This is a genomic window from Chromobacterium sp. (genome assembly GCF_041912965.1).
GTDB lineage: Bacteria > Pseudomonadota > Gammaproteobacteria > Burkholderiales > Chromobacteriaceae > Chromobacterium > Chromobacterium aquaticum.
The window spans coordinates 28,838-54,222 of the sequence record NZ_JAYSGF010000032.1 but is presented as its reverse complement, the minus strand read 5'-3'; the positions used below and the strand labels follow the sequence as shown (position 1 = coordinate 54,222).

The window sequence follows — 25,385 nt, the reverse complement described above, 5'->3', positions numbered from 1 at the left end:
GGGAAAACAGGAAAGAAAAAAGATAGGATGGCGCCCGCAAAGGGCATCACGGCGTCGCGAACGGCGGCGCCGGGAATCAAACCGAAAAGAATCGGCATGGCGGGCTCCCGGACGGCGCATGGACGCGGAGCAAGCGCCGCGTCCGCTGGCCGCAGGCGTTTACGACTTGTCCTTGTCGTCTTCGCCGCCCGGCTTGTAGCCGGGGAAACCGAAACCACCGAACAGCTGCTTGGTCTGTTCCTGCATCCGGTTCTGCATGTCCAGGAACATGCTGGTGCTCTGCTCCATGTAGTTGGCCATCATGTTCTGCACCGCCGGACCTTGGAACTTCATGAACTCGCCCCATAGATTGGAGTTCAACATGGCGTTGTCGCCGTAGATCGCGCGGGTCTGCTCCTGCATTTTCTGTTGCAGTTGGGCAAACAGTTGCAGATTGTTCTCCAGAAACGGTCCCATCATGCCCTGCATGGCCTGGCCGTAGGAGCGGATGAACTGAGTCAGCACTTCGTAGCTGAACATCGGCATCCCACCGTTCTCTTCCTCCAGAATGATTTGCAGCAACACGCTGCGGGTGATGTCCTCCTGGCTCTTGGCGTCCACCACCTGGATATCAACATTATCCAGTACCAGTTGCTTCACATCCCCCAAGGTGATGTAGGAACTGGTGGCGGTATCGTACAGCCGGCGGTTCGGGTATTTTTTGATGACCCGCTTCTCAACACTCATGTAACGCTCCCGGTTTATTTTGTTACGGTGCCGTGTGCCCGCAATTTATCATAAATACAACACGCTAGAGTAAATCTTCAGTCAATGTTCCCAATTTTGCTGCATTGCATGATACATTTAGTCGTCATTGTGCAGTGCAAAATTTTTGATTAAGACTATCTCCTTAAGGTCTCACCCCACAGCGGAGGAATACCCCATGTCCATCAGCAATGAGCAACTGAACAAGCTGTCCCTCAACGGCCTGGAAACCGTTTTCCGTTTTTCGCAGATCACTCTGGACAGCGCCGAGCGCCTGGTCAAGCTGAATCTGGAAATCTCCAAGCAAACGCTGGAAGACAACGTCAAAGTCGCCAAGCAACTGAGCGGCGTGACCGACCCGCAGGAAGCCGTCACCCACCTGAACAAGCTGACCACCCAGAGCATAGACGCCGCGCTGGCCAACTCGCGCAATCTGTACGACATCGTATCTGCCGCGCAGAGTGAGCTGACCAAACTGGCCGAGGAAAACCTGGGCAGCTTCAACAAGTCGCTGATCGGCGCGATCGAGTCCGCCGCCAAGAACGCCCCGGCCGGCTCCGACGCCGCGCTGAACGCGGTGAAGAGCTCGGTGGCCGCCGCCGCCGCCGCGGTCAACACCTTCAGCAAGGCAGCCCAGCAAGTGGTTGAATTCACCGACAGCAGCGTCAAGGCCGCCACCAGCGCCACCGCCGACGCGGTGAAGACCGCCAGCAAGCGCGCGCCCACAGCTTAAAGAGAAGTTTCCGGCTAAAGCACAACCCCGTCCCGCCGACGGGGTTTTTCTTTGCCGCGCGCCAGGATGGCATGTGAGCGGCGACAGGTTTACAATCTCCGCCTTAAGCACGTTTCAGGAAACCAATAGGTTCAGCGCATGAAAATCAGCAGCAATTTTGACGCCGGCAGCATCGAGATCGTCTCCGCCGACAACTACGAAGACATCCAACTGCGCATCCGTCGCGACAATGCGGCCGAGTTCGCCCAGTGGTTTTACTTCCGCGTGCAAGGCGCCGCTTATCAGCACTGCACCTTCAATTTCCTGAACGCCAGCGAAAGCGCTTACCCGGATGGCTGGATCGACTACCAGGCGGTGGCCTCCTACGACCGCATCAACTGGTTCCGCGTGCCCACCCATTACGAAAACGGCGTGATGACGATAGATCACGTGCCGCTGTCCGGCAGCATCTACTACGCCTATTTCGAGCCCTATTCCTACGACCAGCACCTGAACCTGATCGGCCAGGCGCAAGGCTCCGGCCTGTGCCAGGTCAGCGACCTGGGCTTTACCGTGCAGCAGCGCGACATCAATCTGCTGACCATAGGCCACGAGGTGGAATCGGATCTGAAGATCTGGATCATCGCTCGCCAGCACCCCGGCGAGACCATGGCCGAATGGTTCATCGAGGGCCTGCTCAACCGCCTGCTGGACCCTCAGGACCCCACCAGCCGCGCGCTGCTGGACCGTGCCACCTTCTACGTGGTGCCGAATATGAACCCGGACGGCTCGGTGTTGGGCAATCTGCGCACCAACGCCGCCGGCGCCAACCTGAACCGCGAATGGGCGGCCCCCAGCGCGGAAACCAGCCCGGAAGTGCTGGCGGTGCGCAACAAGATGCAGGAAACCGGCGTCGACCTGTTCCTGGACATCCACGGCGACGAGAACATTCCCTATGTGTTCCTGGCCGGCACCGAAGGCGTGCCGTCGTGGAACGAGCACCTGGAAACCCTGGCCGACCAGTTCCGCCACCATCTGCTGCTGGCCAGCCCGGATTACCAGACCGAGCACGGCTACCCGCGCAACGCGCCGGGCAAGGCCAATATGACCATCGCCACCAACTGGGTGTGCGAGAACTTCGGCTGTCTCGCCTTCACGCTGGAAATGCCGTTCAAGGACAATGCCAATCTGCCGGACGACGACTTCGGCTGGAGCGGCCAGCGCAGCCTGCGCCTGGGCGAGGCGGCCTTATCGCCCATCTATGCGATTGCACAGAACCTGCGCGCCTGAGCACCAATCAGGCCGAAACCAAAAAAGCCACGGAAACCGTGGCTTTTTTCATGCCCGCCGCCGCTCAAACGTGATCGAGCAATTGCAGCGGATGGTCGATGGCGATATCGGCGCCCCACTCCGCCGGCCGGTCGCTATCGGCGATATAGCCCCAATTGGCCAACACCGTCTTCATGCCCACGCTGCGGCCGGCGGCGATATCCCGCTCGGCGTCGCCCACGTACAGGCAATGCTCGGGCGCGATGCCTATCCGCTCGGCGGCGAAACGCATCGGCCGCGGATCCGGCTTGGGCACGCCAACGGTGTCGCCGCTGACCGTCACCGCCGGGCAGGAGATGAAGGGCAGCGATGGCACCAATCTATCGGTGAAACGCATCGGCTTATTGGTGATGATGCCCCACAGCAGCCCCTTGTCCATCAAGCCCTGGATCAGGCCGTTGACGCCATCGAACAACACGGTCTCGTCGGCGAAGCTGTGCTCGTAATGGTCCAGGAAACGCAGGCGGTACTCCTCGAAACGCGGATGCTCGCGGTCGATGCCGAAGCCCAGGCTGACCAGCCCGCGCGCGCCGTGGCTGGCGATGGGCCGCACCGCCGCGTACGGCTGCGGCGGCAGGCCTTCCTCGGCCAGCAAGCGGTTGAGCGCGGCGCCCAGATCGCGCGCGGTGTCGGCCAGAGTGCCGTCCAGATCGAATAGAACTGCCTTGATCATGATTCGCTTCAAAGAGGTGGCACAGCGTCAGGCTGCCGACCACGAGCAGCCCGCCGGCCCGGTTCAACGTATGGTCTTGCCCAGGAACAGCTTGTAGGCCGGGTTCTGGGTTTCCTCGACATAGGGATAACCCAGATTGTCGAGGAAGCGCTGGAACTCCGCGTCGTCGCTGGCCGGCACCTGAATGCCCACCAGCACGCGGCCGTAATCGGCGCCGTGGTTGCGATAATGAAACAGGCTGATGTTCCAGTCCACGCTCATCGCTTCCAGGAAGCGCATCAAGGCGCCCGGCCGGTCCGGAAACTCGAAGCGCAGCACCCGCTCGTCCTTGAGCTGCGGCGCGTGGCCGCCCACCAGGTGGCGGATGTGCAGCTTGGCCAATTCGTTGTCGGTCAGATCGATGCTGCCCAGATCATTGGCGTTCAGGCTGGCCAGAATGCTTTCCAGATCCGGCTTGCCGCTGATCTGCACGCCGACGAAAACATGGGCGGTGCCGGGATCGGCGAAGCGGTAATTGAACTCGGTGATGTTGCGGCCGCCTATCACGGTGCAGAAGCGCTTGAAGCTGCCGGGTTTTTCCGGGATGGTCACCGCGATCACGGCTTCCCGCCGCTCGCCCAGCTCGGAACGCTCGGACACGTGGCGCAGACGATCGAAATTCATATTGGCGCCACAGGAAATCGCCACCAGCGTCTGATCGGCGCAACCCTCGCGCTCGACATAAGCCTTGGCGCCGGCCACCGCTAAGGCGCCCGCCGGCTCCACGATGGAGCGGGTGTCTTCGAAAATGTCCTTGATCGCCGCGCAGATGGCGTCGGTGTCCACCAGGATGATCTCATCCAACAGCTCGCGGCAGATGCGGAAAGTCTCCTCGCCCACCAGCTTGACCGCCACGCCATCGGCGAACAAACCCACATCCTTCAACTCCACGCGCTCGCCCTTGGCGATGGATTGGCGCATCGCGTCGGAATCCACCGGCTGCACCCCTATCACCTTGACCTCGGGCTTGAGCCGCTTGATGAAGCTGGCGACGCCGGAGGCCAGGCCGCCGCCGCCGATGGCGACAAAGACCGCGTCCAGATCGTCCGGATGCTGACGCAGGATTTCCATGCCTATGGTGCCTTGGCCGGCGATCACATCCGGATCGTCGAACGGCGGGATATAGGTCATGCCGTTTTGAGCGGCCAATTCAGTCGCGTGGTGGAAGGCTTCGTTGAAGGAATCGCCATGCAACACCACCTGGCCGCCGTATTGCTTGACCGCGTCTATCTTGATCTGCGGCGTGGTCACCGGCATCACGATGGTGGCGGCACAACCCAGCTTGCTCGCGGACAAGGCCACGCCCTGGGCGTGGTTGCCGGCGCTGGCGGTGATCACGCCGCGCTCGCGCTGTTCCCGGCTGAGCTTGGCCATCTTGTTGTAAGCGCCGCGCAGCTTGAATGAAAACACCGGCTGCAAATCCTCGCGCTTGAGCAGAATCTTGTTGCGATAGCGGCGCGACAGATTGGGCGCCAGCTCCAGCGGCGTTTCGATGGCGACGTCGTATACCCGCGACGTCAGGATGCGTTCCAGATAGTCTTGCTTCTCTTGCATGGCAAAGCCTTTGTCCCGATCATTATTGTGCTTGAACTGCCAGAGTAGCAGGAACTCCAAGTCTACGGGAAGCCTTGATAACATTGGATTGTTGCATTGCAGTATCGAGAAGCCGCCCGCAGAAAATCCCCACTTTGCGGCAACCGGTCGGCAATCCGCGTGTATAATCAACGGCTACTATTAGGCCCTCAACCCCCAGCGTTGCCCATAGGAACAATGAAAACATTCACCAGCATTCTCACGGCAGCGGCGATTGCGCTGCCGTCCGTCTCCTTCGCCTCCGCCGCCTTCCTGCCGCCCGCGCCCGAGATCGCCGGCAAGGCCTATTACCTGACCGATTTCAACAGCGGACAAGTGCTGGCCGAGCGCGACCCGGACTCCCGCGTGGAGCCGGCTTCGCTGACCAAGCTGATGACCGCCTACCTCACCTTCAAGGCGCTGAAGGAAAAACGGCTGACGCTGGAGCAGACGCTGACGGTGTCGCAAAAAGGCTGGAAGACCGAAGGCTCGCGCATGTTCCTGGATCCCAAGGTGCCGGCCAAGGTCGACGACCTGATCAAGGGCATGATCGTGCAATCCGGCAACGACGCCTGCGTGACGCTGGCCGAAGCCATTGCCGGCAGCGAAGAAGTGTTCGCCCAGGTGATGACCCAGCAAGCGCAGAAACTGGGCATGAAGAATACCCAGTTCCGCAACGCCACCGGCCTGCCCAACCCCGAGCACTACACCACCGTGCATGATCTGGGCATCCTGGCCGGCGCGCTGATCCGCGACTTCCCGGAGTTCTACCCGATCTACTCGATCAAGTCCTTCACCTACAACAATATCAAGCAGCCCAACCGCAACCTGCTGCTCTACCGCGACCCCAATGTCGACGGCATGAAGACCGGCTACACCGATAGCGCCGGCTACAATATGATCACCACCAGCCACCGCGACGGCCGTCGCGTGATTTCGGTGGTGGTGGGCACCGCCAGCCCGGAAGCGCGCGCGGTGGAAAGCTCCAAGCTGCTCAACTACGGCTTGCAGTTTTACGATACGCCCAAACTGTATAGCGGAGCCAAGCCGGTATCCGAGCTGCCCATCTACAAGGGCGCGGCCAAAACCGTGTCCGTCGGCTTCGCCAGCGACGTCTACGCCACCGTGGCCAAGGGCCAGGCCGCCAAGCTCAAGGCCGACCTGACCACCATGCAGCCCTTGATCGCCCCGGTCAAAGCCGGCCAGGTGGTGGGCAAGCTGGTGGTGTCCCTGGACGGCAAGCCGCTATTCGAGCGCCCGGTTGTGGCCTTGAAGGCGGTGGAAGAAGGCGGTTTCTTCAGCCGGCTGTGGGATAGCATCAAGCTGATGCTGGGCTGGAAATAAACGGCGTCCGCCGTTGATCGCGGCGCCGGGCATCGCCCGGACGCCGCGGCTGTATTATGATGTGGCGTTTTAGTAATAAAGACGACCGTAAAATGTATTGGCGCGGGCGGCCCGGTTTGCCGTACAACTGGCTGCTGCGCCTTTGCCCGTTTCGGGTTCGGCGTCTTTAGAACCTGTTTACGATCTGCTGCGCTTCGGCGATACAGCGTTGAAAACCGCTTCGAAATGCTCATGTACCGTGTGTACACTCCGCTTTCTCAACTGTTTTCGCCTTGTCTCGCTCTTGCTCGCAAAATCGTAAACACGTTCTTAGCGGATTTGATTGAATATGTCTGAAAAACAGGAACTCATGGAATTCCCCTGTCGCTTCCCCATCAAGGTGATGGGCGAGCGTCACGAGGAATTCGTCGTCACCATCACCGAGGTCGTCCGCGTCAACGCGCCCGACCTGGCCGACCACGACGTGACGCTGCGCGAAAGCTCCAATGGCCGCTTCTACGCGCTGACCGTCACCGTCACCGCCACCTCGCGTCAACAGCTGGATAATATCTACCTGTCGCTGACCGGCCATCCGATGGTGAAAATGGTGCTCTAAGCACCAGGAGATTGCCGTGTCGCGCATCGTCAAACATCTGGGCCGGGTCGACTACGAGCCAACCTGGCGCGCCATGCAGGCGTTCACCGACGCCCGCAACGCCGACACCCCGGATGAACTGTGGGTGGTCGAGCACCCCCCCGTCTACACCCAGGGCCTAGCCGGCAAGCCGGAGCATCTGCTGCACGCCACCGCCATCCCGGTGGTGAAAACCGACCGCGGCGGCCAGATCACCTATCATGGTCCTGGCCAATTGGTGGTCTACCTGCTGGTGGACTTCAAGCGCATGGGCATAGGCGTGCGCGAGTTGGTGCGCCGCATCGAACAAGCGGTGATAGACACGCTGGCGGAGCTGGGCATCCACGGCAATGGCGATGTGGACGCCCCCGGCGTTTACGTCGCCGGCGCCAAGATCGCCTCGCTGGGCCTGCGCATCAAGAACCACGCGGTCTACCACGGCCTCAGCTTCAATGTGGACATGGACCTGGCGCCTTTCGATTCCATCAATCCTTGCGGTTACGCCAACCTCAAGGTGACCGACCTGAAACAACTGGGAGTGGAGCTGAGCCTTGCCGCCGCCGCCGATACGCTGCTGCCGCATCTGGAGCGCCTCCTGAACTGCACCGAGGAACTGACATGAAGCCGGAAAACCAGGCTGGGGTCAAACACAAGGGCGCGGCCAAAACCGCGCGCATCCCCATCAAGATCGTCCCGCTGGACGAAAAGCTGAAAAAGCCGGAATGGATCCGCGCCAAGCTGCCCAACGGCCAGCGCTTCCACGAGATCAAGCAGATCCTGCGCGAACAGAAGCTGCACACCGTCTGTGAAGAAGCCACCTGCCCGAATATCGGCGAGTGCTTCAGCAAAGGCACCGCCACCTTCATGATCATGGGCGACATCTGCACCCGCCGCTGCCCGTTCTGCGACGTGGGCCACGGCCGCCCCAACCCGCTGGACGCGGACGAGCCGCGCCATCTGGCTGAAAGCGTGGCCGCGATGAAGCTGAAATACGTGGTGGTGACCTCGGTGGACCGCGACGATCTGCGCGACGGCGGTGCCCAGCATTTCGCCGACTGCATCAGCTCGGTGCGCGAAATGTCGCCCAACACCCAGATCGAAACCCTGGTGCCGGACTTCCGCGGCCGCCTGGACCTGGCCGTCGACATCCTGAGCCAGACGCCGCCGGATGTGATGAACCACAATCTGGAAACCGTGCCGCGGCTGTACAAGCAGGCGCGTCCGGGCTCGGATTACGCGCACTCGCTGCAACTACTGAAGGACTACAAGGCCAAGAACCCCAATGTCCGCACCAAGTCCGGCCTGATGGTGGGCCTGGGCGAAACCGACGAAGAGATTCTGGAAGTGATGCGTGATCTGCGCGCCCACAATGTGGACATGCTGACCATAGGCCAGTATCTGCAACCTTCCGACGGCCACCTGCCGGTACTGCGCTACGTGCATCCGGACGTGTTCAAGATGTTCGAGACCAAGGCCTATGAAATGGGCTTCGTCCACGCCGCGGTGGGCGCGATGGTACGTTCCAGCTACCACGCCGACGTGCAGGCGCACGAGGCCGGCGTGTAAACGCCGACCCCGCCGGACCAAGGGAGCTCCAGGGCTCCCTTTTTTCATTTCGTGTCTTTGGTACAGGCATGCGGCGCCGGCGAATCGGCTATACCATGGCATGCGCCCACCGGGGCGCCAGCATACGTTTCATCCCGCAAACCGCGCGGACGCAGCCACGCCCGCCTGCCGATGGAGCCGCGCCATGCCCACCCGCCCTCGCCTGCCGGCCCTGCTGCCACTGCTACTGCTGGCCGCCTGCGCCACCCCGCCCAATAAGCCCTTCTCCGATTTCGACCAGGCTACCCGCAAGGTTCAACTCAGCACCGGCAATACCCTGGAGCGCATCCAGCACAACGCCCGCCTCAATGCGGTGCTCACTGCGCCCAACGCCCCGCTGAACCCGGACACATTCCGACTTCAAACCGGCAGCGGCGCTGGCTACGACCTGGCACCCGCACTGGGGCAGCTGCAGGCCACGCTGGACACGCTGGCACTGTACGCGCGCACCCTGAACGGCCTAGCCGGCGACCGGGAGGCCGAAGCCCGGGTCGATGCCGCCGCCCAGGATCTGGCCGACAGCATCCAGGATCTCAAGCGGCAAGGCGGCAACGAAGATGCCGCCAAAATACTCGCCACCGCCGCCGACGCGCTGGGCAGACAACTGACAGCCGCGCAACGCCAAGCCGCGCTGCGCAAGGTCATGGCGACAGCCCAGCCCGGGCTCGAACTGCTGGCCGACAACAGCCACCGCGCTCTGAGCATGCTGCCCGCCTATCTGACCGTGATCCGGGACAGCCTGCTGCGCCACGCCAACTTCAGCCGGCCGCCCTACGGCAGCTGGCAGCGCTATCAGTTCGACCTCGCCATCGCCGACAGGCTGCGCGAGCTCGAGCGGATAGAAGCCGCGCTGCAGGCCAGCGACCAGGCGATTCAGGGCTTCCCCGCCGCCAATCGCCAGTTGCTGCAAAACCTGGACGCGCCCGCCTCAAGTCTGCAGGCGCTACGCGCCTTCGCCGCCGAAGCGCGGCGGCTGCGCGATTTTTATCGCGAGCTGCCCGACAAATAATGAGCGAGCACCACTTCGAAATGCTCATGCACCACTGCAGCACATTCCGCTTTCTCGGCCACTTTCACCTTGTTTCGCCCTTGTTCTCAAGACCTTGAACGGGGCTCCAAGCATGGAGAACGAGCATGGACCAACACACAGCAGTCGAACTCGTCGGCGGACTGGCGTCGCGCATCAATAATCTGGCCGTCGCCAGCCTGGGCGCGGACAGCAGGACGCTGTTGGCGCAACAGGATGAACTGGCGAACCAGACCTTGGCGCTGATCGCCCGCGAACTGAACGCCGACACCGCCGACTTCCAAACCGCCATCGCAGCGCTGCAGGCGGCCATCGCCGCCGCCGACCAGGCCGCGCAGCAACTGCAACAGGTGGGCAGAGCCATAGGCCTGACCGCCAAGGCCATCTCCGCGGTCGCCAAGCTGCTGACCTGAGCTCCCTCATTTCGTCCAGCCATGAAAAATGCCGCCCCTGTTGCCAGGGGCGGCATTCCAAACTGTTCGCAGCTTTACGTCTAGCCCGTAACGCTTAGAACTTGTGTACGACGTTCAGACCGAAGGCCTTAACCTTGTCGGTGTTCTGGCCGTTGCTGTTCAGGAACGCGCTGTCAGCCTTGATTTCGCCGTACTGAGCGCCAACCACGGTGCGCTTGGACAGGCTGTAGTCAACACCCAGCAGGTACTGCTTGTAGCCGGTGTTGTCTTGGGTAGCGCCGTCAACTTTGTAGTCTTTGCCCTGAGCGTAGGTGAACTTGGGCATGAAGGCGCCGATCTGGTAACCAGCGGTCAGCGCGTATTCTTGCGATTCGTACTTACGGCCATCGTTGATCACGACGTCGGAAGCACCCTTGTTCAGGAAGCTGTACGGGGTAACGGAGTAGTCACCCTTGTCATTGCGGTAGCCCAGCGCCACGAAGATATTGTTGGCGTTGTAGCCAGCTTCGATGCGGTGCTTGTTGTTGGCCTTGCTGCCAGCGTCAACTGCAACGGCAATCGGGCTTTCGTGGATGAACTGGTACTTGCCGAAGAAGCCGCTGTTCTCGTAGGACAGGCCCAGGTTGTACATTTCACGGTCGGCGCCGTTGGTGTTGCCAACAGCTTGCTTGTTCTCTTTGGTGCCGTACAGGAAGGCAGCCTTGAAGCCAGAGAATTCCGGGGTGTCGAAACGCACGGCGTTCTTAACATAGCCGTCGTCGCGGGTGAAGGCGTTCAGTTGCAGCGCGTTGCTGCTGCTTTCCCACGGGTTAACCTGAGCCATGTCGGACTCGCCGTAGGTGGACAGGTGGCCCAGACGGAAAGTACCGAAGTTGGAGGACAGGCCAACGAAGGATTCGCGGCTGGCGAAAGTGCCGCTGCTGTCGCCGGTGCGGCTTTGGCCGTCGATGCCGAAGCCGGTTTCAACTTGCCAGATGGCCTTCAGACCGTTGCCCAGGTCTTCATTGCCTTTGAAACCCAGGCGCGAGCCCAGATCATCGATATTGGTTTGCTTGGTAGCGTTGTTGCTGTCGACGTATTCAACGCCGCCTTTGATGGTGCCGAATACGGTTACATCGGCGAAAGCGGCTGCCGGCAGGGTGGCAACCATCAGGGCGATCAGACTTTTTTTCATGATTTGGCTATCCTTCTGTTTACTTAGGAAGTGAGCGAATACTAGTTCCTGTGTTTCACATTTGCAACTAGGCTTGCTAACTTGTGGTCATTAAACAACAGGTCGTGTCAAAAAAACAACAGATAACATCAGGCAATCAGACTGTAACGCAGCAGGAAAGTTGCAGCTCACAATTGTTAAAATCCATTAACTGCAAGCATTTGAGCAAAAAAAAGCCCGCTCGCGGCGGGCAAAGATTGGATAGACTTGACTCGAATTCAGAGAATCGAAAAAGAATCTGGAATCAGTGAATTCTGAACACGATTGTAATCGATCACTTTGTAAATGTCCATTTACAATAGCCTTATATTGTAAATAGAGTGTGAATACATCCCAATATTTAAGAATATCTGCGGCCACCGCCTCAGTGACACACAATGCGGCAACATCGCCACACCCAAAGCCGGGAACAAAAAAAAGCCGCTATCGCGGCTTTTTTCGACACCCAGCCCCAATCAACTCCGCAGAGGCAAGCTCAGCTGCACACACAAGCCCCCTTGCGGACGGTTGCTCAATACCAAGTTCCCGCCATGGTCGCGCGCGATGGCGCGGGCAATCGCCAGCCCCAGCCCGCTGCCGCCGGTATGACGCGCGCGCGACCCTTCCAGCCGCACATAAGGCTCCATCACCCGTTCCAGATCGGCCTCGGCAATGCCCGGCCCATTGTCCTGGATCTTCACCTCGACGCATTCCGCCCGTTGCCGCAGGCTGACCTCGATCGCATCGCCGCCATAACGGCGCGCATTCTCCAGCAGATTGCCCAGGCAGCGGCGCAGCGCGCTGACCTTGCCCATCACCGGCGGCGCCGGCTCGCTGTGTAGCTGAATATTGGAGCCCAGGGCCTCCATGTCTTCCACCACGCTCTCCAGCAAGGCGTTGAGATTGAGCTTCACCACGCCCTCGCTGCCGCAGCCGCCGCGCAGATAGGTCAACGAGTCATTGATCAGCTGGTCCATTTCCAACAAGTCGCGCTCGATCGCCTGTTTCTCCGCGGACTCTTCCAATCCTTCCAGACGCAGGCGAATGCGGGTGATCGGCAAGCGCAGATCATGCGACACTCCCGCCAGCATCTGACTGCGGGTTTTCAGCAGACGCTGCAACTCGGTCTGCATGCGATTGAAGGTCCTGGCCGCCTCCGCCACTTCCTCGGAGCCGGTCTCCGGCAATGGTTTCTGGTTTAGATTGCTGGCCAAGCCTCGAGCCGCGCGCGAGAACAGGTCCAGCGGCCGGATCAATTGCCGTACCGCCCACGCCCCCAGCAACGCGGCGGTCAAGGCCACCAGCAGCATCCAGGCCAGGATGCGGGCCGGCTGATCCGCCAGGGAGATCGGCCGCGAAGCGTTGAAGGTCAAGATCGTGCCGTCGCTCAACCTGGCTTGCACCGTGGCCAGATGCGTCTTGAATTCAGCCAGCGGCCCCAGCGCGCTCAATTCTTCGCTGACGATGGAGCCGGCGGCGCCGGCCTCGCGCGTGGGCGAGAAACTCTGCAGGCCGGCCCCGGCATGGTCCATCCAGGTGGCCCGCCCGCCTGCCGACGAGTCTTGCTGCTTGGACAGCACTTGCAGCGGATAGGGCTTGATCAGGTCGCGCCTGATCAATTGCTGAAACGAACGCCCATGCAGGCTCAGAGGCTGGTCCTGCGATTCCCAAAACCGGTCCATGCGCACCAGCAGCGTCGGCTGATTCAACGTGGAAATCACTTGTTCGCGATAATTGCTGGGACACTCGTCCAATAGATTGACGATGTCGGCGATATGCTGAGCGGTGTATTGCACCCGCAAGGAATTGCTGAGCCGGTCGCGGTCGCTGAGGATGAAGTAGATGCCCAAGGCGTTGGCCAACAGCAACCCGCCAACCAGGGTCAGCAGGATCTGGCCGTAAAGCGTGCGCGGCAACCACTTCATCGCAAGGCTTCCACCTCGCAGGCCAGCATATAGCCGCCGCTGCGTATGGTCTTCAACAAGGCCGGCTCGCGCGCGTCCTCGCCCAGGCGGCGGCGCACCCGGCCTATCATCACATCCACGGTGCGGTCGAAGGGCCCGGCCTCCTTGCCATTCATCGCTTCCATCAACTGATCGCGCGACATCACCGCGTTGGCGTGCTCCGCCAGGGCCTGCAGCAGCTTGAACTCGCCGCCGGACAGCGGCGTGACCACGCCGGCCTCGTCCAGCAGGTGCTGGGCGCCCAGATCCAGCGTCCAGCCGGCGAAACGCAGCCGGCGCACGCTGGCGGCATTCGCCGGCTGATCCGATACCCGCCGCAGAATGCTCTTGATCCTGGCCAACAACTCGCGCGGGCTGAACGGCTTGGTCAGATAATCGTCGGCCCCCATTTCCAGACCGATGATGCGATCCAGCTCATCGCCACGCGCGGTCAGCATCAGTATGGGCATGCAAGAGCGCTCGCGCAGATTGCGGCACAGAGTCAGGCCATCCTCGCCCGGCAGCATCAGGTCCAGGATCAACATATTGTAGTTTTGCGCGGCGATCGCCTGTTGCATCGCCTGGCCGTCACCGACGGCATCCACGGCGAAACCTTGCTTGCCCAGATATTCGCACAGCAGTTCGCGCAAGTCCGGATCGTCATCCACCACCAGCAGTCTTGGTAAATCGACAGTCATAACAGCTCATCTCCATTGCGGCTTTATTATTAGGATACCGCGCCCACCCGCGGGAGCCATGGAGAAATCGTGGCGAAATAGCCTGGGTTTACACCGGGTTTACAAAAAACGGCCCGACGCAAGCGCGCCGGGCCGGCAAAAGGCGGCTAGACCGTCTTTCAATCGTTGGGGTTCTGATCCCGCGTCTTGTGCAGCGAGTACAGCACGCCGGCCAGCAACAGGCCCAACGTCGCCGCCAGGGACCAGGCGGTGGGAATCTTGAAGCTCACCCAACCCACATCGTTGAAGAACACCAGCCCCACCTTGATGCCGATCAGCACCAGCACCAGCGACAAGGCGTACTTGAGGTAATGGAAGCGATGCACCATCGCCGCCAGCGCGAAGTACAGCGCGCGCAGGCCCAGAATCGCGAAGATATTGGAGGTGTACACCAGGAACGGGTCCTGAGTGATGGCAAAAATGGCCGGAATGCTGTCCACCGCGAACACCAGGTCGGCGCTCTCCACCATGATCAGCGCCAGCAACAGTGGCGTCGCCCACCATCCACGCGCCAGGCCGTGCGCCTCGCCGCGCACCAGGAAGTGCTTGCCGTGCAAATCCGGCGTCAGCCGCAGATGACCACGCAACCACTGGTACATGCGGTTTTCCTGGATAGGCGCGTGTTCGTCATCGGAGAACAGCATCTTGACCCCGGTAACGATGAGGAACAGGCCGAACAGCACCAGCACCCACTGGAACTCCGCCACCAGCGCCGCGCCCAGGCCTATCATCAGCGCCCGCATCACGATGACGCCGAGAATCCCCCAAAACAGCACGCGGTGCTGGTATAGCCGCGGCACCGCCAGGCTGGAGAAGATCAGGGACATCACGAAGACATTGTCCATGGACAGCGACTTCTCCACCACGTAGCCGGTCAGATACTGCATGCCGGCATCCGCGCCCTGATACCACCAGATCCAGCCGCCGAAGGCCAGGCCGACGCCGATGTAGAAAGCCGACAGCATCAGGCTTTCCTTGACCCCGATCTCTTTTTCTTCCTTGTGCAAAACGCCCAGGTCAAAAGCCAGCAGCGCCAGCACAATGGCCATGAACATCAGCCACACCCACAAAGGATAGCCGGCAAAACCGGCGCTCAACCATTCCATACGCATTCCTTTTGGCAACAGAAAGGCCCCGGGCCGAGCAAACCGCCCCGGGGCCTGAATTCAAACCATCCGCCGCCGCTATCGCGACGGCGAATCAAGACTTAACGACCGTGTTCCAGCGCGCCGATGCGCTCCTCGATGCTGGGATGGCTGGAGAACAGCGCCATCAGGCCACCGCGCCCGCCGGAGATGCCTGAAGCCACCATATTCTGCGGCAGGTCGCCGGCGACGCCGCCGCCAAGGCGGCGCAAGGCGTTGACCATGGGGCGCGCGCCGCCCAGCAGGGTCGCCGCGCCAGCGTCGGCGCGGAATTCACGCTGACGCGAGAAGTACATCACGATGGCCGAGGCCAGGATGCCGAACACGATCTCACAGACGATGACGGTGACCATATAGCCTATGCCCGGGCCGCTGGACTGTTCGTCATTGCGGCGCAGAAAACTGTCCACCAGATAACCGACCACGCGCGCCAGGAAGAACACGAAGGTGTTGACCACGCCCTGAATCAGCGTCAGCGTCACCATATCGCCGTTCTGGATATGGGCGACTTCGTGCGCCAGCACCGCTTCCACTTCTTCTTCCGTCATCGAGGCCAGCAGGCCGGTGGACACCGCCACCAGCGAATTGGACTTGCTCGGGCCGGTGGCGAAGGCATTCGGCTCACCCTCGTACACCGCGACCTCCGGCATCGGCAGATTGGCGCGGCTGGCCAGCTTCTGCACGGTATGCACCAACCAGCGCTCGGTCTCATTGCTCGGAGTTTCGATCACCCGCGCGCCGGTGCTCCACTTGGCCATGGTCTTGGACAACATCAGCGAGATGAAGGCGCCGCCGAAGCCCATCACCGCGGCGAAGCCCAGCAGCGTGCCCAGGTTCAGGCCATTGCCAGTCATGAAGCGGTTCAGCCCCAACAAGCTGGCCACAATGCTCAGCACCACCATCACGGCGATGTTGGTGGCGATTAATAGGATGACTCGTTTCATGGTGTTGGCCCTTGTTTAATTCGACGACATTCCGCGGAACGCCCGACACAGTGCATTCTAGACGCTGCATTCCACAGAAAAAATCAAATATAATCAGAAAATACATCAAGTTTTTTCGAACAATCATGTCCGAACAGATCAACTTCAAGCATCTGCATTATTTTTGGGCGGTCGCCCATGCCGGCGGCGTCACCCGGGCTGCTGAACAGCTGGGGGTCAGCACCCAGACCGTCAGCGGCCAGATTTCACGGCTGGAGCAGAGCCTGGAGCGAACCTTGTTCCGACAACAAGGACGCCAGCTGGTTCTGACCGAGGCCGGCCACGTGGCGCTGCGCTACGCCGACCAGATTTTCATGCTGGGGGAGGAACTACAGGAAACGCTGGAAGACGCCCAACTGGATAAAACCATCCGCCTGGCGGCCGGAATCTCGGACGTACTGCCCAAAACCATCGCGCTGCAACTACTGGAACCGGCGCTGAGGCTGGATGCCAAGGTCAGGCTACAATGCGGCGAAGGCGATTTCGACGAACTGCTGGCCGATCTGACCCGTCACCGGCTGGATGTGGTGCTGGCCGATCGGCCGCTGCCCGCCGGCGGCACCCAGGCGTTTCAGTCCTGGCTGCTGATGCGCAGCCCGGTGATGATAGCCGGCGCGGCCGCGCTGTGGCAGCGCTACGCCGCCGGCTTTCCCGACAGCCTCAATCAGGCGCCCATATTGCTGCCCAGCCGCCATCATGTGCTACGCAGCCAGTTGGACCAATGGTTCGAAGAACGCCGCATCAAGCCGGACATCGTCGCCGAGTTCGACGACGGCGCCTTGCTCGACGCCTTCGGCCGCCAGGGCTTCGGCCTGTTCCCCTCCACCGCCCATACCGGCGGCGACGCGCACATGCCGCAGGCGCTGGGCGAGATCGACGGCGTCTGGGAGCATTATTACGCCATTGCCAACCGCCGTCGGCTGCAGCATCCAGGCGTACAGGCCATGCTGCAGGCCGCCATCGAGGCAGCCCCGCTCTGAGCCGTTCAAACGAGACAAGACCTTATGGCTGAGAAAGCGGCATGTACGAATGCTACATAAGCATTTCGAAGCCGCTTTCAACGCCCTTGCCTAAAATTCCGCCGATACGCAGCAGACATTGAGCAGGCTCTAAAAGCAAAAACCCCGGACCAGTCCGGGGTTTGACGACGCGGCGCTGGATTACTCGCCCAGATAAGCGTTGCGCACCCGTTCGTCGTTCAGCAGATCCTTGGCCGGGCCGCTCATGGTGATGCGACCGCTTTCCATCACATAGCCACGTTGCGACACTTCCAGCGCCAGCTTGGCGTTCTGCTCCACCAGCAGCATGGTGACGCCCTCCTTGGCCACCATCTGGATGATCTCGAAGATCTTTTCCACGATGATGGGCGCCAGGCCCATGGACGGTTCATCCAGCAACAACAGCTTGGGCTTGGACAGCATCGCGCGGCCCATCGCCACCATCTGCTGCTCGCCGCCGGACAGGGTGCCGGCCAATTGCTTCTGTCGCTCCTTCAAGCGCGGAAACAGCTCGTACACCCGCTCGGCTTCGCTCAGGATCGCGGCCTTGTCGTCGCGATAATAAGCACCCATCAGCAGATTCTCCTCCACCGTCAGCTTGGCGAAGATGCCACGGCCTTCCGGCACCATGGCCAAGCCATGACGCACGAAGTTGTGCGGTGCAATACTGGCGATATCCTTGCCGTCGTACTGGATGCTGCCGCCGGATTTCTTCACCATGCCCACCAGGGTTTTCAGCGTGGTGGTCTTGCCGGCGCCGTTGGCGCCGATCAGGGTCACCAGCTCGCCCTGTTCGATGTGAAAATCGATGCCCTTGACCGCCTGAATGCCACCATAGGCCACTTGCAGGTTTTTGACTTCCAGAATGCTCATGCGTGTGCCGCTCCCAGGTAGGCCTCAATCACTTTCGGGTTTTTGCGCACTTCTTCCGGCACGCCCTCGGCAATCTTCTTGCCGTAGTCCAGCACCGCGATGCGGTCGCACAAGCCCATCATCAGCTTGACGTCGTGCTCGATCAGCAGCACGGTCACGCCGCCGTCCCGAATCTTGGACATCAGGGCTTTCAACTCTTCGGTTTCGCGCGGATTCATGCCGGCAGCCGGCTCGTCCAGCGCCAGCAGCTTGGGCTCGGTGGCCAGCGCGCGGGCGATTTCCAGACGGCGCTGATGGCCATAGGACAGGTTGCGGGCGCGCTCATGAGCGACATCGGCGATGCCGACATACTCCAGCAACTCCCACGCCTTGTCGGTGATGGACCTCTCCTCCGCCATGGTGCGGCGGTCGCGCAGCACCGCGCCCAGCGCGCCGGCCTTGGAACGGATGTGACGCCCCACCATCACGTTTTCCAGCGCCGTCATTTCGGCGAACAGACGAATGTTCTGGAAGGTGCGGGCGATGCCGGCGGCCACCACCACGTGCGGTTTCTGCTGGAACAGATTGTGGCCGTCGAACTCGAACGCGCCCTCGTCCGGCACATACAGGCCGGTCAGCACATTGAACAGCGTGGTCTTGCCCGCGCCATTGGGGCCGATCAGGCCGTAAATCTCGCCCTTGTTGATGGTCAGCGCCACATTGTTGAGCGCGTGCAGGCCGCCAAAGCGTTTATGGATGCCTTCTATCTTCAGCAAAACTTCAGCCATGGCTCAACCTTTCTGCCCAGCGGTTTCTCTATCGTCACGGAACTCGGCTTTGCGACGCTTGGACGGCCACATGCCTTCGGGCCGCACCAGCATCATCACCACCATCGCCAGGCCGAACAACAGCATGCGGGCGTTTTCCGGATCGATCAGCATTTTGCCGAAGGTTTTCATCTGCAACGGGCCGATCACGTCGCGCAGGATTTCCGGCGCGATGGTCAGCACCACCGCTCCCAGGATCACCCCCGGGATATGCCCCATGCCGCCCAGCACGATCATCGCCAGAATCATGATGGATTCCAGCAGGCTGAACGATTCCGGCGACACGAAGCCCTGGAACGAGGCGAACAGGCCGCCGGCCACGCCGCCGGACAAGGCGCCCAGCGCAAAGGCCAGCAGCTTGATATTGCGGATATTGATGCCCATCGCCGCGGCGGCGATGTCATCCTCGCGCAGGGCCACCCAGGCGCGGCCGATGCGCGAATGCTGCAAGCGCCAGGCCATGATCACCACGCCCACGGTCAGCACCAGGAACAGGTAGTAGTAAAGGTAGACGCTGTGAAAGCTGAGGCCGAACAACTCCATGGTATCGCCCAAGGACACGCCGCCCACCTTGATCGGGTCGATCAGGTTGATGCCCTGCGGACCGTTGGTGATGTTGACCGGGGTGTTCAGGTTGTTCATGAAGATGCGCACGATCTCCCCGAAGCCCAGCGTCACGATGGCTAGGTAGTCGCCCTTGAGCCGCAACACCGGCGTGCCCAGCAGAATGCCGCAGAAAGCGGCCAGCACCGCGCCCAGCGGAATACTGATGTAGAACGGCAGATGCAGGCCAAAGTGCGGAGAACCCAGCAAGGCGAAAGCGTAAGCGCCCACCGCGTAGAAGGCGATGAAGCCCAGATCCAGCAAGCCGGCAAAGCCCACCACGATGTTGAGGCCCAGCGCCAGCATCACGTAGAGCAAGGCGAAGTCGACGATGCGGACCCAGGAATTGCCCAGCACGCCGCCCACCAGGAAGGGCAGCACCGCCAGCGCCACCGCGGACAGCACGAACAGGCCGACTTTCTTGCCGGTGTCCATCTTATTGATATTGAGTGCCATGGTCATGATATGTCTGCTCCGGGATCAGGCACGATCGGCCATCTTTTCGCCCAGCAAGCCGGACGGACGGAAAATCAGCACCAGGATCAGCACCATGAAGGCGATGATGTCCTGATAGTTGGAGCCGAGGAAGCCACCGGTCAATGTGCCGATATAGCCGGCGCCCAGGCTTTCGATGATGCCCAGCAGCAAGCCGCCGGCCACCGCGCCGCCCAGATTGCCGATGCCGCCGAGCACCGCCGCGGTAAAGGCCTTCAGGCCAATCATGAAGCCCATGTAGTAATGGGCCTGCTCATAGTTGGTGGCGACCATCACGCCAGCCACCGCGCCCAGGCCGGAACCGATGACGAAGGTGGCGGAGATGATGGTGTTGACGTTGACGCCCATCAGGCCGGCCACCGCCGGGTTCTGGCTGGTGGCGCGCATCGCGCGGCCCAGTTTGGTGCGTTCCACCATCAGCAACAGACCGGCCATGATCACCAGGCACAGCACGATGATGGTGATCTGCAGCTTGGTGATGCTGGCGCCGAAGAAGGACACCACGTCGTGGTCAAGGATTTGCGGAAACGGAATATAGTTGCGTCCCCAGATCAGGATGGCCACCTGTTGCAGCACGATGGACAGGCCGATCGCGGTGATCAGCGGAGCCAGCCTTTGCTTGCCGCGCAGCGGGCGGTAGGCGATGCGCTCGACGGTGAAGCCTAGCAGCATGCAGGCGACAATCGCCACCAGCAGACCGATCAACACCAGGGCCGGGCCGGGCAAGCCGGTGCCGGACAAGGCGTTGATGACGGAGATGGTGACCATGGCGCCGAACATCACCACTTCGCCGTGGGCAAAGTTGATGAGCCCCATGATCCCGTACACCATGGTGTAGCCCAATGCGATGAGCGCATAAATGCTACCCAGAACGAGACCGTTCAGGATTTGTTGCAGAAAAATGTCCACGTTGGGAGATCTCCTTTGTATTGACGACCGACAGCTTGCGGGGCTTCCCCTCTTATGGCTGCTGCCTGTTCTTAGTGCCCGGACGAGCCTTGATTATTTGGATTCTGTCAGACAGGCGAACGGATTATGGAGGCGTATTCAAGCGACTGTCAATCTTAAAGATTGGTTAAAACGGCACAAAATCAAGCTCATTTAACACAAACACAAGCATTTGATTTTATTGTGTTTTTTATGAAAATACGCGATTGACACCCAAAGAACTTTTGAATTTCTTTGGATAAAGAAAAACCCTCAGTCAGTAAGCCGTTTTTCAGATTTTGATCATGCTCCGACGCAAACCATGTTCACTTTCGAAAAGACAATAATCAAATAATTCGAATTGCAACATTCAAGCGCGCCCGCGATTCGAATGAATACAATCTCCTAAATTTAAAACATGCGCAAGGCAAAATAGGCAATGCCGACACGCTTGCGCATCAAGCAAGAACGAGGCCATCCAAACGCGCCCATCCGACATTTCAACTCTAGCCCTTTTATGGCTGAAACATAGTCGATCCGCTTGCTCTTGGCTGTAACAGTCTGCACGCCCCTCCCGCAAAAGCAGAGCCGGCAGCACCCACATCGCTGCCATCAAGCGCGCCTTCACTTCACTTGATCGTTTCAAGCAACAATCTAGTACGATTTAGATGGTTTATCATGATAACGCGCAGCCGCTATAGTGAGGCCTCGATACCCCCTCCCGGCCTGCTGCAGGCGCGGGCTTCATGGAGAATGACACGATGTTCCGCCCAACCCTGATCGCCGGCGCGCTGGCGCTGAGCGCCGCCGCCAGTCACGCCGCAGAACCGCTGCAACTATCCATCTACAATGCCGACGGCAATAGCTTCAATGTCAGTTCGGTGCTGGTCAGCGGCGCCAAAGACGCCATCCTGATCGATACCGGTTTCACCCGCGCCGACGCCTATCGCATCGCCGCCAAGGTGCTGGACAGCGGCAAGCAGTTGAAAGCCATCTATATCAGCCAGGCCGATCCCGACTACTACTTCGGCGCAGCCGAACTGAAGAAAATCTTCCCGCGCGCGGCCGTGCTCAGCAACGGCCCCACCCTGGCCAAGATCAAGGCCAATATCCAGGGCAAGCAGGCCTATTGGGGTCCCAAGATGGGCGACAACGCGCCAACCACCGCGCTGCTCCCGGAAGAGCTGAAAGGAGATCGCCTGGAACTGGAAGGTCAGGCGCTGGAAATCAAGGGCGCGCGCGGCGTGCTGGCGCACCGCGGCTATGTGTGGATTCCGTCCATTCGCGCGATTGTCGGCAATGTTGGCGTCACCGGCGCCAGCATGCATGTCTGGACCGCGGACACCCAAAGCAAGGCGGAACGCCAGGCCTGGATCAAGCAACTGGATGAAATGGAAGCGCTGAAACCGGCCACCGTGGTGCCCGGCCACATGCAGGCCGGCGACAAGACCGACCTGAGCGCCGTACGCTTCACCCGCCTGTATCTGCAACGCTTCGAAGCCAATCTGGCTACCTCGGCAAATAGCGGCGAACTGATCGCGGCGATGAAACGGGAATTTCCGCAGGCGGGCGAGGACATGTCGCTGGACATCGGCGCCAAGGTCAACAAGGGCGAAATGAAATGGTAAGCGTCGCCCCGCTCCGGCTGCACTATTTTTACGACCCGCTGTGCGGCTGGTGCTATGGCGCCTCGCCGCTGCTGCTGGCCGCGGCGGACTTGCCGGAAATCGAACTGCTGCTGCACGGCGGCGGCATGCTCAGCGCGCCGCACAACCGCCGCGTGAACATGGAATGGCGCGGCTATGTGATGCCGCATGATTGCCGCATCGCCGCTATCAGCGGTCAGCCCTTCGGCGACGCCTATTATGAAGGCCTGCTGCGCAGCGAAGCGCGGCTGGACTCCACCCCGCCCATCGCCGCCATCCTGGCCGCGCCCAAACTGGACATTGCGCCACAGCGCATGCTGGCCGCCGTGCAAGCCGGCCACTACCTGCACGGCCTGGAAATCGCCGACCCCGCCGTGCTCGCCGTCATCGCCGCTGAGCTGGGCGCTGATGCCGGGCGCTTCGCCGATGCCTATGCCGCCGCGCTGGAACGCAGCGCCACCCATATTGCGCACAGCCGTCAACTGATGAACCGGCTGGAACTGCGCGGCTTCCCTTCCGCCGTGCTGGAACAAGACGGTCGCTTCGAGCAATTGGACCTGGGCGCCTACCTGGGCCGGCCGGAAGCGTTCCGCCAGTATTTACAGCAAAACGGCGCCGCCCGCGCCGAAACCGGCCAAGCGCCGCAGTGCGGGCTGGACGGCTGCTAAACGCTGACAAGCAGCCCGAAACACGGCGGCCCTCATCGAGGGCCGCCGTTTGCTTTTCCCCGCCGCGCGGCCATTGATGACAAACGGATTAACGGACGCTACAGTATTCGGTCAAACCAGAACAAATCGATTGTCTACACACCATTATGACTTGCCGAAATAGAGGGAATCTTTAGCGATGAAAATCATGGGATGCGCGCTCTACCTCAGCCTGCTCGCCACTGCGGCCCACGCCGCCGCCGGCGAAACAGACCCTTATCTATGGCTGGAAAACATCCAGGGCAAGCAGGCGCTAAGCTGGGTTGGAGAACAGAACGCGCGCACGCGCGCCGATCTGAGCCGGCAGGCCGACTACCCCGCGCTACGCCGGGACTTGCTGTCCATACTCGACTCCAATGACCGCATACCCGGCATCGAGAAGATAGGCGTGCTCTACTACAACTTCTGGCGCGACAAGGACCACCCGCGCGGACTGTGGCGGCGCACCACGCTGGATGAATATCGCAAGGCCGCGCCGCAGTGGGAAACCGTGCTGGATCTGGACCAACTGGCCAAGAAGGAGCAGGAGAACTGGGTATGGCAAGGCGCGGACTGCCTGCGCCCCAGCCAGGAACGCTGCCTGCTGCGCTTGAGCCGCGGCGGCGGCGATGCCGCGGTGGTGCGCGAGTTCGACCCCGCGGCCAAGGCCTTCGTCAAGGATGGCTTCCAGCTGCCGGAAGCCAAGAGCGAACTCAGCTGGCAGGACCGCGACACCCTGTACGTGATGAGCGACTTCGGCCCCGGCTCCCTCACCGACTCCGGCTATCCGCGCATCGTCTAGACCTGGCGCCGCGGCCAGCCGCTGGCCCAGGCGCAGACCGTGTTCGAAGGCCAGCGCGCCGATGTCTCGGTGCATGCCGCGCGGATAGAAACCCAGGGCCGCCGCTACGATGTGATCACGCGCGCGCCCACCTTCTTCAGCACCGAGGCGCGGCTGCTGGTGGACGGGGAGTGGCGCAAGCTGGACAAGCCCGACCATGTCGGCATCGACTTTTTCGGCGACTGGCTGCTGCTGACGCCCAAGCTGGACTGGAAAATCGGCGATAAAACCTGGCGCGGCGGCTCGCTGCTGGCGATAGACAGCCGCGCCTATCTGGCCGGAGCACGCGACTTCAGCCCCCTGTTCGAACCTAGCGACACCGTATCGCTGGCGAACCAGACCGCGACCCGCGACAGCCTGCTGCTGACCACGCTGGACAATGTCAGCAGCCGGCTGCGGGAGTGGAAAGTCGTTGACGGACACTGGCAGTCGCGGCCGGTGGCCACGCCGGCCTTCGGCAGCCTCACAGTCAGCGCCGTCGATCCCGACCACGACAACCGGTACTTCTACAGCTTCACCGACTTTCTGACGCCGCCGACGCTGGCCTTGGCCGAGGCCGGCAGCGATCAGCGCCAGGTGCTGAAACAGCAGCCCGGCTTTTTCGACGCCAGCCCTTACCGCGTCCAGCAATGGTTCGCCACCTCGCGCGACGGCACCCGGGTGCCCTACTTCCTGATCAGCCGCAAAGACCTCAAGCTGGACCGCGCCAACCCGACGCTGCTGTATGGCTACGGCGGTTTCGAGGTCTCGCTGACCCCGCGCTACAACGGCGCGCTGGGCAAGGCCTGGCTGGAACGCGGCGGCGTCTACGCGCTGGCCAATATCCGCGGCGGCGGCGAATACGGTCCGGCCTGGCATGAGGCGGCGCGCAAGCAGCGGCGGCAGAACGCCTACGACGACTTCGCCGCCATCGCCGAGGACCTGGCCAAGCGCGGCGTGGCCGACGCTCGCCACCTCGGCATCAAGGGCGGCAGCAACGGCGGCCTGCTGATGGGGGTGATGCTGACCCAGCGCCCGGAACTGTTCAATGCCGTGGTTTGCCAGGTGCCGCTGCTGGACATGCGCCGCTTCAATCAACTGCTGGCCGGCGCCAGCTGGATGGACGAATACGGCAACCCCGACCAGCCGGAAGACTGGGCCTTTATCCGCCGCTATTCGCCCTACCACAATCTGAAGCCGGACACGCGCTACCCAGCCACCTTGTTCATGACTTCGACGCTGGACGACCGCGTGCACCCCGGCCATGCCCGCAAAATGCACGCGGCCATGCAGGCGATGGGCGCCGACGTGCGCTACTTCGAGCGCACCGAGGGCGGACACGGAGCCGCGGCCAACCATCAGCAGGAAGCCGATATCGCGGCGATGGAATACGCCTTTCTGCTACAGCAGTTGCGCTAAAAACCCGTTTACGTTCCGCTGCGCGTCGTGGGACGCTGAAC

The 25,385-nt window shown here is 61.3% G+C and carries 25 protein-coding genes; 13 read left to right on the top strand and 12 right to left on the bottom strand.

Going from position 1 to position 25,385, the window contains the following annotated elements:
- Nucleotides 1-159: 159 nt before the first annotated feature.
- Nucleotides 160-726, bottom strand: coding sequence for a polyhydroxyalkanoate synthesis repressor PhaR (gene phaR, locus ACE3QM_RS16585; protein ID WP_048407744.1), 567 nt, complete (start codon nucleotides 724-726; stop codon nucleotides 160-162).
- Between the two features lie 196 nt (nucleotides 727-922).
- Between phaR and ACE3QM_RS16580 the strand changes: the two genes are divergently transcribed.
- Nucleotides 923-1,477 (top strand): phasin family protein, encoded by a 555-nt coding sequence (locus tag ACE3QM_RS16580; protein ID WP_048407743.1) that lies wholly within the window; start codon nucleotides 923-925, stop codon nucleotides 1,475-1,477.
- A 138-nt stretch (nucleotides 1,478-1,615) separates the two neighbouring features.
- Nucleotides 1,616-2,746: a M14-type cytosolic carboxypeptidase gene (locus ACE3QM_RS16575; protein ID WP_374423412.1), complete on the top strand. Its 1,131-nt coding sequence runs from the start codon at nucleotides 1,616-1,618 to the stop codon at nucleotides 2,744-2,746.
- 64 nt (nucleotides 2,747-2,810) lie between these two features.
- Here the strand turns inward: ACE3QM_RS16575 and ACE3QM_RS16570 are convergent, their stop codons facing one another.
- Together ACE3QM_RS16570 and ilvA are read right to left on the bottom strand one after the other, a co-directional pair.
- Nucleotides 2,811-3,458: an HAD family hydrolase gene (locus tag ACE3QM_RS16570; RefSeq protein ID WP_048407741.1), complete on the bottom strand. Its 648-nt coding sequence runs from the start codon at nucleotides 3,456-3,458 to the stop codon at nucleotides 2,811-2,813.
- Nucleotides 3,459-3,521: 63 nt separating this feature from the next.
- The gene (gene ilvA, locus ACE3QM_RS16565; RefSeq protein ID WP_231460995.1) at nucleotides 3,522-5,051 is read right to left on the bottom strand and encodes a threonine ammonia-lyase, biosynthetic; all 1,530 of its coding nucleotides are present in this window, start codon (nucleotides 5,049-5,051) and stop codon (nucleotides 3,522-3,524) included.
- Between the two features lie 216 nt (nucleotides 5,052-5,267).
- Here ilvA and ACE3QM_RS16560 point away from each other — a divergent pair, with 216 nt between their 5' ends.
- From ACE3QM_RS16560 to ACE3QM_RS16535, 6 genes are all read left to right on the top strand, one after another.
- Complete coding sequence (locus ACE3QM_RS16560) at nucleotides 5,268-6,413, top strand: D-alanyl-D-alanine carboxypeptidase family protein (protein WP_107798629.1); 1,146 nt, start codon at nucleotides 5,268-5,270, stop codon at nucleotides 6,411-6,413.
- Nucleotides 6,414-6,741: 328 nt separating this feature from the next.
- Nucleotides 6,742-7,008, top strand: coding sequence for a YbeD family protein (locus tag ACE3QM_RS16555; protein WP_048407739.1), 267 nt, complete (start codon nucleotides 6,742-6,744; stop codon nucleotides 7,006-7,008).
- A 16-nt stretch (nucleotides 7,009-7,024) separates the two neighbouring features.
- Nucleotides 7,025-7,648 carry a lipoyl(octanoyl) transferase LipB gene (lipB, locus tag ACE3QM_RS16550; RefSeq protein WP_048407738.1) on the top strand — a complete coding sequence of 208 codons (624 nt, stop codon included), beginning with the start codon at nucleotides 7,025-7,027 and terminating at the stop codon, nucleotides 7,646-7,648.
- A complete protein-coding gene (gene lipA, locus ACE3QM_RS16545) occupies nucleotides 7,645-8,592 on the top strand; it encodes a lipoyl synthase (RefSeq protein ID WP_048407737.1) in 948 nt (315 codons plus the stop codon). Before lipB ends, lipA begins: the two co-directional genes overlap by 4 nt.
- Nucleotides 8,593-8,776: 184 nt before the next feature.
- Nucleotides 8,777-9,640 (top strand): hypothetical protein, encoded by an 864-nt coding sequence (locus ACE3QM_RS16540; protein WP_231460997.1) that lies wholly within the window; start codon nucleotides 8,777-8,779, stop codon nucleotides 9,638-9,640.
- A 125-nt stretch (nucleotides 9,641-9,765) separates the two neighbouring features.
- Entirely contained in the window at nucleotides 9,766-10,071 is a 306-nt protein-coding gene (locus ACE3QM_RS16535) for a hypothetical protein (protein WP_048407735.1), read from the top strand.
- Nucleotides 10,072-10,165: 94 nt separating this feature from the next.
- Here the strand turns inward: ACE3QM_RS16535 and ACE3QM_RS16530 are convergent, their stop codons facing one another.
- From ACE3QM_RS16530 to htpX, 5 genes are all read right to left on the bottom strand, one after another.
- Entirely contained in the window at nucleotides 10,166-11,245 is a 1,080-nt protein-coding gene (locus ACE3QM_RS16530) for a porin (protein WP_048407734.1), read from the bottom strand.
- Nucleotides 11,246-11,739: 494 nt separating this feature from the next.
- The gene (locus ACE3QM_RS16525) at nucleotides 11,740-13,188 is read right to left on the bottom strand and encodes an ATP-binding protein (protein WP_374423409.1); all 1,449 of its coding nucleotides are present in this window, start codon (nucleotides 13,186-13,188) and stop codon (nucleotides 11,740-11,742) included.
- Nucleotides 13,185-13,904 carry a response regulator gene (locus tag ACE3QM_RS16520; RefSeq protein WP_048407732.1) on the bottom strand — a complete coding sequence of 240 codons (720 nt, stop codon included), beginning with the start codon at nucleotides 13,902-13,904 and terminating at the stop codon, nucleotides 13,185-13,187. The genes ACE3QM_RS16525 and ACE3QM_RS16520 overlap by 4 nt, the downstream gene beginning before the upstream one ends.
- Nucleotides 13,905-14,062: 158 nt before the next feature.
- Nucleotides 14,063-15,049: a TerC family protein gene (locus ACE3QM_RS16515; protein WP_374423406.1), complete on the bottom strand. Its 987-nt coding sequence runs from the start codon at nucleotides 15,047-15,049 to the stop codon at nucleotides 14,063-14,065.
- A gap of 101 nt (nucleotides 15,050-15,150) precedes the next feature.
- A complete protein-coding gene (htpX, locus tag ACE3QM_RS16510) occupies nucleotides 15,151-16,032 on the bottom strand; it encodes a protease HtpX (protein ID WP_374423404.1) in 882 nt (293 codons plus the stop codon).
- 125 nt (nucleotides 16,033-16,157) lie between these two features.
- Here htpX and ACE3QM_RS16505 point away from each other — a divergent pair, with 125 nt between their 5' ends.
- Nucleotides 16,158-17,051, top strand: coding sequence for a LysR family transcriptional regulator (locus tag ACE3QM_RS16505; protein WP_231460999.1), 894 nt, complete (start codon nucleotides 16,158-16,160; stop codon nucleotides 17,049-17,051).
- 180 nt (nucleotides 17,052-17,231) lie between these two features.
- On the opposite strand, the gene ACE3QM_RS16500 is transcribed toward ACE3QM_RS16505, so the two are convergent.
- The 4 genes from ACE3QM_RS16500 to ACE3QM_RS16485 are packed head-to-tail and all read right to left on the bottom strand — an operon-like array spanning nucleotide 17,232 to nucleotide 20,755.
- Nucleotides 17,232-17,942, bottom strand: a complete 711-nt coding sequence (locus ACE3QM_RS16500) for an ABC transporter ATP-binding protein (RefSeq protein ID WP_048407728.1) — start codon at nucleotides 17,940-17,942, stop codon at nucleotides 17,232-17,234.
- The gene (locus ACE3QM_RS16495; protein ID WP_048407727.1) at nucleotides 17,939-18,709 is read right to left on the bottom strand and encodes an ABC transporter ATP-binding protein; all 771 of its coding nucleotides are present in this window, start codon (nucleotides 18,707-18,709) and stop codon (nucleotides 17,939-17,941) included. The genes ACE3QM_RS16500 and ACE3QM_RS16495 overlap by 4 nt, the downstream gene beginning before the upstream one ends.
- Nucleotides 18,710-18,712: 3 nt before the next feature.
- On the bottom strand, nucleotides 18,713-19,813 hold the full coding sequence (locus tag ACE3QM_RS16490; protein WP_048407726.1) for an ABC transporter ATP-binding protein: 1,101 nt from the start codon (nucleotides 19,811-19,813) through the stop codon (nucleotides 18,713-18,715).
- A gap of 18 nt (nucleotides 19,814-19,831) precedes the next feature.
- Nucleotides 19,832-20,755, bottom strand: coding sequence for a branched-chain amino acid ABC transporter permease (locus ACE3QM_RS16485; RefSeq protein WP_048407725.1), 924 nt, complete (start codon nucleotides 20,753-20,755; stop codon nucleotides 19,832-19,834).
- Nucleotides 20,756-21,534: 779 nt separating this feature from the next.
- Here ACE3QM_RS16485 and ACE3QM_RS16480 point away from each other — a divergent pair.
- The 4 genes from ACE3QM_RS16480 (at nucleotide 21,535) to ACE3QM_RS16465 (ending at nucleotide 25,344) form a co-directional block, all read left to right on the top strand.
- Entirely contained in the window at nucleotides 21,535-22,401 is an 867-nt protein-coding gene (locus ACE3QM_RS16480; RefSeq protein WP_374423400.1) for an MBL fold metallo-hydrolase, read from the top strand.
- Nucleotides 22,395-23,087, top strand: coding sequence for a DsbA family protein (locus ACE3QM_RS16475; RefSeq protein WP_374423398.1), 693 nt, complete (start codon nucleotides 22,395-22,397; stop codon nucleotides 23,085-23,087). Before ACE3QM_RS16480 ends, ACE3QM_RS16475 begins: the two co-directional genes overlap by 7 nt.
- A gap of 178 nt (nucleotides 23,088-23,265) precedes the next feature.
- Nucleotides 23,266-23,907, top strand: coding sequence for a hypothetical protein (locus ACE3QM_RS16470; RefSeq protein WP_374423396.1), 642 nt, complete (start codon nucleotides 23,266-23,268; stop codon nucleotides 23,905-23,907).
- Between the two features lie 39 nt (nucleotides 23,908-23,946).
- Nucleotides 23,947-25,344 carry a prolyl oligopeptidase family protein gene (locus ACE3QM_RS16465; RefSeq protein ID WP_374423393.1) on the top strand — a complete coding sequence of 466 codons (1,398 nt, stop codon included), beginning with the start codon at nucleotides 23,947-23,949 and terminating at the stop codon, nucleotides 25,342-25,344.
- Nucleotides 25,345-25,385: the final 41 nt, after the last annotated feature.

Excerpts from the sequence above, each read along its gene's own strand:
- ACE3QM_RS16540 (WP_231460997.1), top strand. The coding sequence starts at position 8,777 with ATGCCCACCCGCCCTCGCCTGCCGGCCCTGCTGCCACTGCTACTGCTG.
- ACE3QM_RS16575 (WP_374423412.1), top strand. The coding sequence starts at position 1,616 with ATGAAAATCAGCAGCAATTTTGACGCCGGCAGCATCGAGATCGTCTCC.
- ACE3QM_RS16580 (WP_048407743.1), top strand. The coding sequence starts at position 923 with ATGTCCATCAGCAATGAGCAACTGAACAAGCTGTCCCTCAACGGCCTG.
- phaR (WP_048407744.1), bottom strand. The coding sequence starts at position 726 with ATGAGTGTTGAGAAGCGGGTCATCAAAAAATACCCGAACCGCCGGCTG.
- ACE3QM_RS16530 (WP_048407734.1), bottom strand. The coding sequence starts at position 11,245 with ATGAAAAAAAGTCTGATCGCCCTGATGGTTGCCACCCTGCCGGCAGCC.
- htpX (WP_374423404.1), bottom strand. The coding sequence starts at position 16,032 with ATGAAACGAGTCATCCTATTAATCGCCACCAACATCGCCGTGATGGTG.
- ACE3QM_RS16525 (WP_374423409.1), bottom strand. The coding sequence starts at position 13,188 with ATGAAGTGGTTGCCGCGCACGCTTTACGGCCAGATCCTGCTGACCCTG.
- ACE3QM_RS16520 (WP_048407732.1), bottom strand. The coding sequence starts at position 13,904 with ATGACTGTCGATTTACCAAGACTGCTGGTGGTGGATGACGATCCGGAC.
- ACE3QM_RS16475 (WP_374423398.1), top strand. The coding sequence starts at position 22,395 with ATGGTAAGCGTCGCCCCGCTCCGGCTGCACTATTTTTACGACCCGCTG.
- ACE3QM_RS16535 (WP_048407735.1), top strand. The coding sequence starts at position 9,766 with ATGGACCAACACACAGCAGTCGAACTCGTCGGCGGACTGGCGTCGCGC.
- ACE3QM_RS16505 (WP_231460999.1), top strand. The coding sequence starts at position 16,158 with ATGTCCGAACAGATCAACTTCAAGCATCTGCATTATTTTTGGGCGGTC.
- ACE3QM_RS16515 (WP_374423406.1), bottom strand. The coding sequence starts at position 15,049 with ATGGAATGGTTGAGCGCCGGTTTTGCCGGCTATCCTTTGTGGGTGTGG.
- ACE3QM_RS16480 (WP_374423400.1), top strand. The coding sequence starts at position 21,535 with ATGTTCCGCCCAACCCTGATCGCCGGCGCGCTGGCGCTGAGCGCCGCC.
- ACE3QM_RS16500 (WP_048407728.1), bottom strand. The coding sequence starts at position 17,942 with ATGAGCATTCTGGAAGTCAAAAACCTGCAAGTGGCCTATGGTGGCATT.
- lipA (WP_048407737.1), top strand. The coding sequence starts at position 7,645 with ATGAAGCCGGAAAACCAGGCTGGGGTCAAACACAAGGGCGCGGCCAAA.
- ACE3QM_RS16470 (WP_374423396.1), top strand. The coding sequence starts at position 23,266 with ATGAAAATCATGGGATGCGCGCTCTACCTCAGCCTGCTCGCCACTGCG.
- ACE3QM_RS16555 (WP_048407739.1), top strand. The coding sequence starts at position 6,742 with ATGTCTGAAAAACAGGAACTCATGGAATTCCCCTGTCGCTTCCCCATC.
- ACE3QM_RS16490 (WP_048407726.1), bottom strand. The coding sequence starts at position 19,813 with ATGACCATGGCACTCAATATCAATAAGATGGACACCGGCAAGAAAGTC.
- ACE3QM_RS16560 (WP_107798629.1), top strand. The coding sequence starts at position 5,268 with ATGAAAACATTCACCAGCATTCTCACGGCAGCGGCGATTGCGCTGCCG.
- ACE3QM_RS16570 (WP_048407741.1), bottom strand. The coding sequence starts at position 3,458 with ATGATCAAGGCAGTTCTATTCGATCTGGACGGCACTCTGGCCGACACC.
- ACE3QM_RS16495 (WP_048407727.1), bottom strand. The coding sequence starts at position 18,709 with ATGGCTGAAGTTTTGCTGAAGATAGAAGGCATCCATAAACGCTTTGGC.
- ilvA (WP_231460995.1), bottom strand. The coding sequence starts at position 5,051 with ATGCAAGAGAAGCAAGACTATCTGGAACGCATCCTGACGTCGCGGGTA.